This is a genomic window from Streptomyces sp. E2N166 (genome assembly GCF_003671715.1).
Taxonomy (GTDB): Bacteria; Actinomycetota; Actinomycetes; order Streptomycetales; family Streptomycetaceae; genus Streptomyces; species Streptomyces thinghirensis.
Window position 1 is genome coordinate 822,394 of record NZ_RAIF01000031.1, and the last position, 12,445, is coordinate 834,838.

The 12,445-nt window shown below is 71.4% G+C and carries 12 protein-coding genes, 1 pseudogene and 1 riboswitch; of the genes and pseudogenes, 6 read left to right on the forward strand and 7 right to left on the reverse strand.

Features of this window, described 5'->3' with window-relative positions; translation table 11 throughout:
- The coding region (locus tag EBH09_RS25800; RefSeq protein ID WP_153182716.1) for a GNAT family N-acetyltransferase at nt 1–609 on the reverse strand (609 nt) is incomplete at its 3' end.
- Between the two features lie 48 nt (nt 610–657).
- Between EBH09_RS25800 and EBH09_RS25805 the strand changes: the two genes are divergently transcribed.
- From EBH09_RS25805 to EBH09_RS25815, 3 genes and pseudogenes are all read left to right on the forward strand, one after another.
- Entirely contained in the window at nt 658–1,572 is a 915-nt protein-coding gene (locus tag EBH09_RS25805) for a MerR family transcriptional regulator (RefSeq protein ID WP_121749285.1), read from the forward strand.
- A 55-nt stretch (nt 1,573–1,627) separates the two neighbouring features.
- Entirely contained in the window at nt 1,628–1,840 is a 213-nt protein-coding gene (locus EBH09_RS25810; RefSeq protein ID WP_121749557.1) for an EF-hand domain-containing protein, read from the forward strand.
- A gap of 127 nt (nt 1,841–1,967) precedes the next feature.
- Nucleotides 1,968–2,651 (forward strand): annotated as a pseudogene (locus tag EBH09_RS25815) (NAD(P)-binding domain-containing protein); the annotation flags it as partial.
- Nucleotides 2,652–2,672: 21 nt separating this feature from the next.
- On the opposite strand, the gene EBH09_RS25820 reads toward EBH09_RS25815, so the two are convergent.
- The 6 genes from EBH09_RS25820 to gcvT all read right to left on the reverse strand — a co-directional run bounded on the left by EBH09_RS25820 (nt 2,673) and on the right by gcvT (nt 9,224).
- Nucleotides 2,673–3,230 (reverse strand): glycoside hydrolase family 25 protein, encoded by a 558-nt coding sequence (locus EBH09_RS25820; protein WP_121749287.1) that lies wholly within the window; start codon nt 3,228–3,230, stop codon nt 2,673–2,675.
- 90 nt (nt 3,231–3,320) lie between these two features.
- Nucleotides 3,321–4,745, reverse strand: a complete 1,425-nt coding sequence (locus EBH09_RS25825; RefSeq protein ID WP_121749288.1) for an MFS transporter — start codon at nt 4,743–4,745, stop codon at nt 3,321–3,323.
- A 108-nt stretch (nt 4,746–4,853) separates the two neighbouring features.
- Complete coding sequence (locus EBH09_RS25830) at nt 4,854–6,221, reverse strand: L-serine ammonia-lyase (RefSeq protein ID WP_121749289.1); 1,368 nt, start codon at nt 6,219–6,221, stop codon at nt 4,854–4,856.
- 98 nt (nt 6,222–6,319) lie between these two features.
- Complete coding sequence (gene glyA / locus EBH09_RS25835) at nt 6,320–7,582, reverse strand: serine hydroxymethyltransferase (RefSeq protein ID WP_121749290.1); 1,263 nt, start codon at nt 7,580–7,582, stop codon at nt 6,320–6,322.
- 14 nt (nt 7,583–7,596) lie between these two features.
- Nucleotides 7,597–7,974 (reverse strand): glycine cleavage system protein GcvH, encoded by a 378-nt coding sequence (gcvH, locus tag EBH09_RS25840; RefSeq protein WP_121749291.1) that lies wholly within the window; start codon nt 7,972–7,974, stop codon nt 7,597–7,599.
- A gap of 131 nt (nt 7,975–8,105) precedes the next feature.
- Nucleotides 8,106–9,224, reverse strand: coding sequence for a glycine cleavage system aminomethyltransferase GcvT (gene gcvT / locus EBH09_RS25845; RefSeq protein WP_121749292.1), 1,119 nt, complete (start codon nt 9,222–9,224; stop codon nt 8,106–8,108).
- 157 nt (nt 9,225–9,381) lie between these two features.
- Nucleotides 9,382–9,475: riboswitch (glycine riboswitch) on the reverse strand.
- A 180-nt stretch (nt 9,476–9,655) separates the two neighbouring features.
- Between gcvT and EBH09_RS25850 the strand changes: the two genes are divergently transcribed.
- The 3 genes from EBH09_RS25850 (at nt 9,656) to EBH09_RS25860 (ending at nt 12,155) form a co-directional block, all read left to right on the forward strand.
- Complete coding sequence (locus tag EBH09_RS25850; protein ID WP_121749293.1) at nt 9,656–10,324, forward strand: AAA family ATPase; 669 nt, start codon at nt 9,656–9,658, stop codon at nt 10,322–10,324.
- Between the two features lie 79 nt (nt 10,325–10,403).
- Nucleotides 10,404–11,171: an enhanced serine sensitivity protein SseB gene (locus EBH09_RS25855; protein ID WP_121749294.1), complete on the forward strand. Its 768-nt coding sequence runs from the start codon at nt 10,404–10,406 to the stop codon at nt 11,169–11,171.
- Nucleotides 11,172–11,357: 186 nt separating this feature from the next.
- Nucleotides 11,358–12,155, forward strand: a complete 798-nt coding sequence (locus tag EBH09_RS25860) for an enhanced serine sensitivity protein SseB C-terminal domain-containing protein (RefSeq protein WP_121749295.1) — start codon at nt 11,358–11,360, stop codon at nt 12,153–12,155.
- Nucleotides 12,156–12,445: the final 290 nt, after the last annotated feature.

Consider the following 12,445-nt stretch of genomic DNA (forward strand, 5'->3'; position numbering starts at 1 on the left):
CACCGGCCGGTAACCCGCCGCCTGGAACGCCCGCAGACTGCGGGCGTTCCCCGCCGAGATCTGCGCCCACACCACCTCACCCCCGGCCAGCTGCCGCGCCGCCGTCACCAGGCGCCGCCCCAGCCCTCGGTGCCGTGCCCCCTCCGCCACCTCCACCGCGGCCTCCAGCCGCCCGGCGACCCCTCGGCCCAGCACGAGCACCCCGCCGTCCGCCGCCCACACCCGCACGTCGTCGCGTCGCCGGCGGGCCGAGGCCACCCGGGGATGCCCGGGGCCGGCGATCTCCGTCAGAGCGATCCCGGGGCGGCCCGGAAGCGGAGCGCCGGTCAGCAGCACGTCGATCGTGTCGGTCGTCCGCCCCGTGCGCTCCATGAAGGCGGTCAGGAACCGCGCGTTCATCGTGGCGGCCAGGGGGTCGCAGCCGAGTCCGTCCAGCGTCTCGCGCACCCACCGCGGGTCCTCGTCCGTGAAGACGACCGAGTGCGCCGTGAACGCGATCACCCCGGCGTCCCGGCCGCCGTGCTGCGGCACCACGGTGGTCCCGCCGTCCGCCACCGGGAAGACGCCCAGCGCAGCCGCGCCCAGAATGTCCCGCAGGCTCTCCGCCACACCGCGCTCCTTGAGTCTCCACCCACTGGAAGGCCCACACTCCCAGACATGATCGAAGACGGCACCGGTCTCATGACCATCGGCGAACTGGCGCGCACCACCGGACTGTCGGTGCGCACCATCCGCTACTGGTCCGACGAGGGCGCCCTGCCCCCGGTGACCCGCTCCGCGGGCGGCTACCGGCTCTACGACGCCGCCTCCGCCGCCCGCCTGGAGCTGATCCGCACTCTGCGCGAACTCGGCCTCGGCCTGGACGCCGTACGCCGCGTCCTGTCCGGCGAGACGACGGTCGCGCGGGTCGCGGCGGCGCACGTGAGCGCCCTGGACGCACAGATCAGCTCACTGCGGGTGACCCGTGCGGTGCTGTCGACCGTGGCACGACGCGGCTCGACCGCCGAGGAGATGACCCTGATGAACAAACTGGCGCGACTGTCCGCCGCCGAACGGCGACGCATCATCGAGGACTTCATGGCGGAGGTCTTCGAGGGCGTCGACACCGCGGACCCCGACATCCGCACCCGCCTGCGCTTCGCCGCGGCCGACCTGCCCGACGACCCCACCCCCGAGCAGGTGGACGCCTGGGTGGAGCTGGCCGAGCTGATCCAGGACCCGGAGTTCCGGGCGACGATGCGCAGGATGATCGAGTTCAACGCGGTCGACCGGGGGCCGGACGTCCCCGCCGGCTCCTCCCTGTGGTTCGTGAGCCGCCTGGTGCGGCTCGCGGGCGACGCGCTGAGGGAGGGCGTCCCGCCGGACTCGCCACAGGCCGCCGGCATCCTGCGCGCGCTGATCGGCGACGCCGACCCGGCCGTCGTGCGGGAGCGCCTCACCTCGGTGACGAACGTCCGCCTCGCCCGCTATCGGGAGCTCTCCGCGATCGTGAACGGCGTGGAGCCTCCGTCCGCCTACGAGGAGGAGTTCGGGTGGGTGGTCGCCGCACTGGGTGCCCGGACGGGCAGCTAATCTGACCTGCGTCAGAAGGTCGGAATGACCCATGCACGAGATGAGGGGCGGATCGGTGGCGGACATCGAGGAAGCACGCAAGCAGTTCGAGCGGATCGACACGGACGGGGACGGGTTCATCACCGCCGCCGAGTTCAAGACCGCGCTGGCCCAGGGCGGCGACTGGAACGTCACCGAGTCGGTGGCCGAGGCGATCATCGCCGGCCGTGACCTCGACGGGGACAAGCTGCTGTCGTTCGACGAGTTCTGGACGCACCTCAACAAGTGACGACGCCGTGAGGGGCGCCCGTCCGGTCACCCCCGGAGGGCGCCTCTCCGTGGAATAGCCCGCCACGCCCGGAGGTTGGAGCTGATCACCGGCGCGAGCCGCCGGCTCCGCACGACACGACCTCCGAAGGGCCAGGCGAGTCAGCATCATGAAGATCGGCATCATCGGCGCGGGCAACATCGGCGGCAACCTCACCCGACGGCTGACCGCCCTCGGACACCACGTCTCGGTCGCGAACTCCCGCGGCCCGCACACGCTCACCGCACTGGCCGAGGAGACCGGCGCCACCCCGGTGCCGGTCGAGGAGGCGGCGCGGGACGCCGAGGTCGTGGTCGTCACCATCCCGCTGAAGGCGATCCCGGACCTGCCGTCCGGCGTCCTCGACGGCGCCGCCGACGGCGTGGCGGTCATCGACACGAACAACTACTACCCGCGACAGCGCGACGGGCGGATCGCGGCCATCGAGGACGAGGGCCTCACCGAGAGCCGCTGGACCGAACGCCACCTCGGCCACCCGGTGATCAAGGCCTTCAACGGCACCTACGCCCAGGACATCCTGGAGCGCCCGCGCCCGGCCGGCGCCCCGGACCGCATGGCCCTCCCGGTCGCCGGCGACGACGAGGCGGCCAAGGCCGGGGTCAGGTCGCTGATCGACGAGCTCGGCTTCGACACCGTCGACGCCGGCGGCATCGACGAGTCCTGGCGCCAGCAGCCCGGCACCCCGGTGTACGGCCTGCGCTCGGGCGTCGAGGACGTCACCAATGCCCTGGCGGAGGCCGAGCCGGAGCGTACCGCGGAGTTCAAGGGCTAGCCCCGGTCCGCCGGACAGGCCCTACGCGCCGTCGGCCCACTTCCGCAGCGCCGCCTCGCTCGCGAAGTCCGCCACGTTGGTGTCGACCGGGTCGTCGGTGTACTGGTGGAAGCGCCACGTGGCCCGGATGCGGGGCTCGCCGGCCGTCACGTAGTCGGCGATCCAGAGACCGTCGCCCGCGTACGAGGTGGTGTCCACGTTCAGCCAGTAGTCTCTGTTCGCGTAGAGGATCACCCGGTTGTCCGGCCGCAGCGCCTTCACCTTCCGGATGAAGCTGTCCTTCTCCGCGTTGTTCGCACGGGTGCCCTCGCCCGTCGTCTCCCAGTCGACGGCGAGGATGTCACCGGCCCGGCCGGGGGCTTCGGAGACGAAGTACTCGGCCTGGGCGGCGAGGTCGCCCGGCCACAGGAAGTGGTAGAAGCCGACGACGAGTCCGGCGTCGCGGGCCCGCTTCGTCTGGGCGGCGAGCCTGGGGTTGACGTACGAACGGCCCTCCGTCGCCTTCACGAAGACGAAGGAGAGGCCGTCCGTGCCGTAGGTGGAGGACTGGTAAGCGCTGACGTCGATGCCGCGCAGCATGACCACTCCCTCGGATACCGGCGGGGCCGAAGGGCCCGAAGGACCCGGTAGTTGTCATGCCCGGGAATCGGCCGCCGTACGCGGGCCGGATCAGGGGGCGGAGGAGGAGACCGCGGCGCGGGTGCCGTCGTCGGCGGAGACGGCCTGGTCCTCGCCCTCGCCCTCGTCCAGGGAGACGTCCTTGGTCTCCTTGCCGAGGAGGAGGGCGGTCAGCGTCAGCACCGCCATCGCGGAGAGGTAGACGCCGACCAGCCATGGCGAGCCGTCACCGGTCTCCCACAGCGCCACCGCGATGAACGGGGCGACGGCCGCTCCGAGGATCGAACTGACGTTGTACGAGATGCCGGAGCCGGTGTAGCGCACGCTCGTCGGGAACAGCTCCGGCAGCAGCGCGCCCATCGGGCCGAACGTCATGCCCATCAGCGTGAAACCGAGGACCAGCCACAGCACCACACCGAGCGTGCCCAGGCCGATCAGCGGCACCCACACCAGGCCGAAGACCACGATCGCGGCGGTGACCCAGATCAGGGTGGCGCGGCGGCCGTACCTGTCGGCGAGCGGGCCGGAGACCAGGGTGAACACGGCGAAGAAGAGCACACCGAAGATCATCATCAGCACGAACGTGGTGTAGCTGTACCCCAGACCCGGCACGGCGGCGTCCTTCGCGGTGCGCCCGTAGCTCAGCGAGAACGTGGTCATCAGATAGAAGAGCACGTACGTCGCCAGCATGATGAAGGTGCCCAGGATCAGCTGCTTCCAGTGGCCCTGGACCACGGTGGCCAGCGGCAGCTTCCGCACCTTCCCGGCCTGCTGGGTCTGGGCGAACACCGCCGACTCCACGAGCCGCGAGCGCACCCACAGGCCGATCGCGACCATCACCGCGGAGAACAGGAACGGGATGCGCCAGCCCCAGCTCGTGAAGGCCTCGGAGGGCTGCGTGGGGTCGGCGCCGGCCGCGGACGGCAGCAGCGCCCCGATGACCAGGAACAGGCCGTTGCCGATGATGAAGCCGAGCGGGGCGCCCAGCTGCGGGAAGGTCCCGTACAGGGCGCGCTTGCCGCGGGGCGCGTTCTCGGTCGCGACCAGCGCGGCCCCGCTCCACTCGCCGCCGAGGGCGAAGCCCTGCGCGAGCCGCATCAGCACGAGCAGCGCGGTGGCGACCCAGCCGGCCTGCGCGTAGGTCGGGAGTACGCCGATCAGGAACGTGGCGATGCCCATGGTGAGCAGCGAGACCACCAGCGTCTTCTTGCGGCCGAGCCGGTCACCGAGGTGCCCGAAGAACACGGCCCCGATCGGGCGGGCCACCATCGCGGCGCCGAAGACCGCGAAGGACGACAGCAGTGCCGTGGTCGGGTCGCTGTTCGGGAAGAAGAGCGAGGGGAAGACCAGGACGGCGGCGGTCGCGTAGATGTAGAAGTCGTAGAACTCGATCGTCGTGCCGATGAGGCTGGCGATGAGGACGCGGGACCGCGGATTGACGGGTGCCGGGGTTGATCCGGTGGCTGGTGCGGGCATCTCTCGGTCTTTCACGTGCGAAATGTGCTGGCACCGCCACGATCTCAGGCGTCTCAGTTTTCAGTCGCCACATGTCACGATGTGAGATGCGGCGATGGGAGCCGCCCCTCAGCACTCGATGATGTTGACCGCCAGCCCGCCCCGCGCCGTCTCCTTGTACTTCACCGACATGTCCGCGCCGGTGTCCTTCATGGTCTTGATGACCTTGTCGAGGGACACCTTGTGGGACCCGTCGCCCCGCATCGCCATCCGCGCCGCCGTGACCGCCTTGACCGCGGCCATGCCGTTGCGCTCGATGCACGGGATCTGGACGAGGCCGCCGACCGGGTCGCAGGTCAGGCCGAGGTTGTGCTCCATGCCGATCTCGGCGGCGTTCTCCACCTGCTCGGGGGAGCCGCCCAGCACCTCGGCGAGCGCGCCGGCCGCCATGGAGCAGGCCGAGCCGACCTCGCCCTGGCAGCCGACCTCGGCACCGGAGATGGAGGCGTTCTCCTTGAAGAGCATGCCGATCGCGCCCGCGGCCAGGAGGAAGCGGACCACGCCCTCCTCGTCGGCGCCGGGTACGAAGTTCATGTAGTAGTGCAGGACCGCCGGGATGATGCCCGCCGCGCCGTTCGTCGGGGCGGTGACGACCCGGCCGCCGGCCGCGTTCTCCTCGTTCACGGCCATGGCGTAGAGGGTGATCCACTCCATGGCCAGGGCCTGCGGATCACCCTCCGAGCGCAGCTTGCGCGCGGTGTTGGCGGCGCGGCGGCGGACCTTGAGGCCGCCCGGCAGGATGCCCTCGCGGGACATGCCACGGTCGACGCACGCCCGCATCACCCGCCAGATCTCCAGCAGACCCTCGCGGATCTCGTCCTCGTCGCGCCAGGACCGCTCGTTCTCCAGCATCAGGGCCGAGATGGACAGGCCCGTCTCCCGGGACAGGCGCAGCAGCTCGTCGCCGGTGCGGAAGGGGTACTTCAGCACCGTGTCGTCGAGCACGATGCGGTCCGCGCCCACCGCGTCCTCGTCGACGACGAAGCCGCCGCCGACCGAGTAGTAGGTCTTGGAGAGCACTTCCGTGCCGGCCGCGTCGTACGCCCACAGGGTCATGCCGTTGGCGTGGTAGGGGAGGGCCTTGCGGCGGTGCAGGACCATGTCGTCGTCGTAGGCGAAGGCGATCTCGTGCTCGCCGAGGAGGCGGATGCGGCCCGAGGACTTGATCGTCTCGACGCGTTCGTCCGCCGTCTCCACGTCCACCGTGCGTGGCGAGTCGCCCTCCAGGCCGAGCAGCACCGCCTTGGGCGTGCCGTGGCCGTGGCCGGTGGCGCCGAGCGAGCCGTACAGCTCGGCGCGGACCGAGTCGACGGAGCCGAGCAGCTCCTCGTTGCGCAGGCGGCGGGCGAACATGCGGGCCGCGCGCATCGGGCCGACCGTGTGCGAGCTCGACGGGCCGATGCCGATCGAGAACAGGTCGAAGACCGAGATGGCCACGGGGACTCCTCAGAACGGGGGTGGTGCAGAGGTGGTGCTTCGGGGCGGGGCGCCGCGCCCGCTCGTGACGGGCACGGCGCCCCCGAACACGCGGGGTGCTACTTGTTCAGACCCGGGTACAGCGGGTGCTTGTCGGCCAGGGTCTTCACCCGGGCCTTGAGGGCATCCGCGTCGTAGGACGGCTTCAGCGCCTCGGCGATCACGTCCGCGACCTCGGCGAAGTCCTCGGCCGTGAAGCCGCGGGTCGCAAGGGCCGGCGTACCGATGCGCAGACCGGAGGTCACCATCGGCGGACGCGGGTCGTTCGGAACGGCGTTGCGGTTGACCGTGATGCCGACCTCGTGGAGGCGGTCCTCGGCCTGCTGACCGTCCAGCTCGGAGTCGCGCAGGTCCACCAGGACCAGGTGGACGTCCGTGCCGCCGGTCAGGACGGAGACGCCCGCCGCCTTCGCGTCGTCCCGCACCAGGCGCTCGGCCAGGATGCGGGCACCCTCCAGCGTACGTCCCTGGCGCTCCTTGAAGTCCTCGCTCGCGGCGACCTTGAAGGCGACGGCCTTGGCGGCCACCACGTGCTCCAGCGGTCCACCCTGCTGACCGGGGAAGACGGCGGAGTTGATCTTCTTGGCGAGTTCGGCCGTGGAGAGGATCACACCGCCGCGGGGGCCGCCGAGGGTCTTGTGGGTCGTGGTGGTCACCACGTGGGCGTGCGGTACCGGGTTCGGGTGCAGGCCCGCCGCGACCAGACCGGCGAAGTGCGCCATGTCGACCATCAGGTACGCGCCGACCTCGTCCGCGACCTTGCGGAACGCGGCGAAGTCCAGCTGCCTCGGGTACGCCGACCAGCCGGCCACGATCAGCTTCGGCCGGGTCTCCTTGGCGAGGCGCTCCACCTCGGCCATGTCGACCTGGCCGTCTTCGCCCACGTGGTAGGGGACGACGTTGTAGAGCTTGCCGGAGAAGTTGATCTTCATGCCGTGGGTCAGGTGCCCGCCGTGGGCGAGGTTCAGACCCATGATCGTGTCGCCGGGCTTGAGCAGCGCGAACATCGCGGCCGCGTTGGCCTGGGCGCCCGAGTGCGGCTGCACGTTGGCGTGCTCGGCGCCGAAGAGCGCCTTGACCCGGTCGATGGCGATCTGCTCGACCACGTCGACGTGCTCGCAGCCGCCGTAGTAGCGGCGGCCGGGGTAGCCCTCGGCGTACTTGTTGGTGAGGACCGAGCCCTGGGCCTCCATGACCGCGACGGGCGCGAAGTTCTCGGAGGCGATCATTTCCAGGGTGGACTGCTGGCGGTCGAGCTCGGCGTCGACGGCGGCGGCGACGTCGGGGTCGAGCTCGTGCAGGGGTGTGTTCAGAAGCGACATGCGGTCGTGACTCCTCAGCCGGCGGTGAAGGCGGTGTACTCGTCGGCGGAGAGCAGGTCGGCCGGCTCGTCCGTGACGCGCACCTTGAACAGCCAGCCGCCCTCGAAGGGCGCGGAGTTCACCAGCGACGGGTCGTTGACGACGTCCTCGTTGACCTCGGTGATCTCGCCGGAGACGGGGGAGTACAGGTCGGAGACCGACTTGGTGGACTCCAGTTCGCCGCAGGTCTCGCCCGCGGTCACCGAGTCGCCGACCTCGGGGAGCTGGACGAAGACCACGTCACCGAGCGCGTTGGCCGCGTGCTCCGTGATGCCGACCGTCGAGGCGCCGTCCTCGGCGCCCGACAGCCACTCGTGCTCCTTGCTGTAGCGCAGCTGCTGGGGGTTGCTCATGGCCTGAATTCTCCTGTACGCGAGGAAGTGCTGGTGAAGGGGGCTGCTGACTGATGAGGGGACGGCTGAATCCGCCGGTGGGCAGCGAGGACGCCACGCGGGCGACGAGGGCCCCGCCGTCCGCCCAGTGTCTACTTCTGGCGCTTGTAGAACGGCAGCGCCACGACCTCGTACGGCTCGTGGCTGCCCCGGATGTCCACGCCGACACCCGCGGTGCCCGGCGCCGCGTGCGCGGGGTCGACGTACGCCATGGCGATCGGCTTGCCCAGCGTCGGGGACGGCGCGCCGGAGGTGACCTCGCCGACGACCTCGCCGCCGGCGACGACCTGGTACCCGGCGCGCGGGACCCGGCGGCCCTCGGCGACCAGGCCGACCAGGACGCGGGGCGGGTTCTGCTCGGCCCGGGAAGCGGCCTCGGTCAGCGCGGCGCGCCCGACGAAGTCGCCCTCCTTCTCGAACTTCACCACCCGGCCGAGCCCGGCGTCGAAGGGCGTCAGCGCGGTCGTCAGCTCGTGCCCGTACAGCGGCATGCCCGCCTCCAGGCGGAGCGTGTCCCGGCAGGAGAGTCCGCACGGGGCCAGCCCCGCGCCCGCGCCCGCCTTGGTCAGCGCCTGCCACAGCTCCACCGCGTGCTCCGGCTTCACGAACAGCTCGAAGCCGTCCTCGCCGGTGTAGCCGGTGCGCGCGATGAGCGCCGGGACGCCGGCCACGGTGCCGGGCAGTCCGGCGTAGTACTTCAGGCCGTCCAGGTCGGCGTCGGTGAGCGACGCGAGGATGCCCGGGGACTCCGGGCCCTGTACGGCGAGCAGCGCGTAGGCGTCGCGGTCGTCGCGCACCTCGGCGTCGAAGCCGGCGGCCCGATCGGTCAGCGCGTCCAGCACGACCTGGGCGTTGGAGGCGTTGGCGACCACCATGTACTCGGTCTCGCCCAGGCGGTAGACGATCAGGTCGTCCAGGATGCCGCCGTCCTCGCGGCAGATCATGGTGTAGCGGGCCCGGCCCGGCTTCACGCTGCCGATGTTGCCCACCAGCGCGAAGTTCAGCAGTTCGGCGGCGCGCGCACCGGTGACCGTGATCTCACCCATGTGCGAGAGGTCGAAGAGCCCGGCCCGGGTGCGCACCGCGACATGCTCGTCGCGCTCGGAGCCGTAGCGCAGGGGCATGTCCCAGCCGGCGAAGTCGGTCATCGTCGCGCCCAGCGCGCGATGCGTGGCATCGAGCGCGGTACGGCGGAGTTCTGTACTGCTCATCGGTCGGTCGTCTCCCAGGACAGGACGTGGCGAGGTCGATCCTCCCCATCTGTCATCGAAACCTGAGAGGTTCGCCACGACCACCGGAGTACGGTGACCAGGACTTGCACCTTGGGTGGGGCAGCCCGTCGAGGGGCGGCCCGCTTTTCAGATGTGCCTCGCCCGCGCGGTAACGGTGCCTGAGAGATTCAAGGGAGGGACTTGCTCCTTCGGCGCCCCGGCGCGGCCGGGGACTCTCCCGCGCGGATTCAAACGGCCGGTATGCAGTTGGCGCCGCCATCATTGCACGCCCGGCCGATCCATGGCAGACCGTGATCTGTAACCGGCCTGTGGCAGTAAGCGCACGAAAACGCGAGACCTGCGCATTACCTTCTCTTTACACTCGACGGGGATGGTGAACTCGTGAACCGCCCCAGGGGAGGACGATCACGGTGAACAGGAACACGGCGTACGCCACGACCTCGGGTCTCGCGCTGCCCAAGCAGCCCGCCGCCCCGGCACCGGAGGCGTGCGCCGAACTGCCCGCACCCGTCGTCCGCGACCTGCGGGACCGGGACGGCCGCAGCCCGCACGCCCTGCTCTTCGGACCCCGGGACCTGGTGGTGATCACCGGCCTGCCCGGCAGTGGCAAGTCCACGCTGATGGAGCGCACCGTACGCGGACCGCGCATCGACTCCCAGGACACCCGCGACCGCTGGGACCGCCGTATGCCGCGCTTCCTGCCGTACGGGCTCTACCGCCCCTTCGTCCGCCTCGCCCACTACGCCGGACTGCGCAGGGCGCTGCGCTCCGGCGAGGGCGTCGTCGTGCACGACTGCGGCACCCAGGCCTGGGTGCGCGGCTGGCTGGCCCGCGAGGCCCGCCGCCGTGACGGCACCCTGCACCTGCTGCTGCTCGACGTCGACGCCGGAGAGGCCCTGGCCGGCCAGCGCGAGCGCGGCCGGGGCGTGTCGCGGTACGCGTTCCTGCGCCACCGCACGGCCAACACCCGCCTGCTGCGCGCGGTGACCGAGGGCACCCTGCCCGCGGGCTGCAGCTCGGCGATCCTCCTGGACCGGGCGGCGGCCGACACCCTCCGCCGGATCGCGTTCACGGGGTGACGCACCGTAGGGCGGCGGGGCCGAACGGGTTAGCCTTTTCAGCCACAGCAGCGGTTCCAGGCAGGCGGTAGGTAGGCAGATGGACTTCCCGGCACAGGCGCACCCCCACCCGCACGGCGGGTGGCCCGGCAACGAGCTGGAGGAGGTGCTGTCCGCCTCCCTCGGCGTGCCGGGCGCCGGCGGCCGGATCGTGGAGGTGCTCGGCCGCAGCTTCGTGTGGATACCCCTGCCGAACGGCGGCGGCCCGAACAGCGGCCCCCTCGACCTGCCCTCGCTGGAGATCGAGGGCCAGGCCTACGTACCGGTGTTCAGCTCGGAGGAGCAGTTCCGCCAGGTCGCCGGTACGCAGATGGGGTACACCATCGCCCCCGCCGCGGAGTTCGCCCGCGGCCTGCCCCCGCAGGTCGGCATCGCCGTGAACCCGGACGGCGTGGTCGGCATCCCGCTGCCGCCGCCGGCCGTGGCCGAGCTGTGCCGGGCCGGCCGCACCCCGTTGGACGGACCCGCGTCCGGCGGCCGGGTCCGCCTCTTCGAGCCGGACTGGCAGGACGACCCGGTGGACTTCCTGGCCGCGGCCTCCGCCGAGTTCGCCGCCGTCGGCGTCGTGCGCTCCGCCCGCCGCTGCCTGGCCGCCGTCGAGACGGCCGACCCGGTCATGTTCGTCGGCGTCGAACTCACCCACTGGGAGGACGACGCCCGCGCCCTCCCCCTGGACGCCCTGGGCCGCGCCCTGACCAAGGCCCCGCTGAAGACCCAGGTCAACCTGGTCCTCCTGGAAGCGGCCCAGGACCCGGTCTGCGACTGGATGCGGGCGAACGTCCGTCCGTTCTACGGCCGGGACCTGTGAGAAGCGATCTGCGGGCGTTCGGACGCCGGGAGGGCAGCCGACCGAGGGACGCGGGGAACCGCGCGACCGGCCACAGCCAACCCGCACCCGCCAACGGACACCGCACCCCCAGCTCATAGGCGCCCCCCGCCCGGCGGAGCCTTAAGCTGGTTCCACAACCGGGAACTTCTCGAAGGGGCGATACACGTGAGCGCCAGCGGCACCACGACCGGACAGGTCGAGCACATGCTGCGCCAGGTGACGCCCGGGCGCTACGACGCCTACGAGGCCCTGCTGCGCGCCCTCGCCACCCCCGCCTCCGGCCAGGTCTGGATGCTGCTCTGGCACGGCCAAGCCGGCTCCCCGGACGCCCAGTACGGAAACATGGAGGTCGAAGGCTACGGCTACGCGCCCTGCGTCACCTCCGCCCAGGAGCTGTCGGCCAGCGGCTGGAACCGGTCGTACGAGGTGGTCGACGGCCTGGAGGTGGCCCGCGCCCTCTACCCGGACCACTACGGCCTCTGGCTCAACCCGCACGCCCCCGGCGGCGGCGTCGGCATCCCCTGGCTGGATCTGCGCCGCATCGCCTCCGGCCTGGACCGGCAGCCCGCCGGACCTCTGCGCCTGTCCGAACCGGCCATCGAGGTCCCGCAGTTCTACGCCCTGCTCGCGCAGAACGCCCACCGTACCCCGGCGGTCCGCGCGCTTCGCCGCGCCTGGGTGCAGCCGGCGCTGGGCGCGCCCTATCTCGCCATCGGCCTCGACGTGTACGACACCTCGCCGCCGGCCGTCGACGCGGTGCGCGGGATGATGCAGCAGTCCGTCGGCGCGGTGCCGGACGGGCTGCCGGTGTCGACGGTGGCGATGACCGACACCCACGACCCGGTCGCCATGTGGCTGCGCGCCCACGCCCGTCCCTTCTACGACCGCGAGGCCCACGTGGCCGCCCCCGCCCAGGCGCCCGCGGGTGGATACGGATACCCTCCGGCCGGGGGCCGGTACTGACCGTCGCAGGGCCCGGCCCGCCACCGGTGGGCGGACATCTTCGCGCGTAGACGAGGGCGTAAGACACCACCCTGTCCGTGGTGTCCCAACTTGTCCGCGTCCGGCCCCCGTTACCCAGTGTCCGGATAACGGAACACCTCAAACAGCATCACGGTTGCGCATCCATTCCCCGTCAAGTCTGGCTACTGATCGCCGAAGCGTTGAAGACTCCCGCAACAAGGGGTGATTGTTCGCCCCTGTGTACGACGGACTGATCACGCCGCTACAGCGGCAAGTGCGGGCCGGCTACC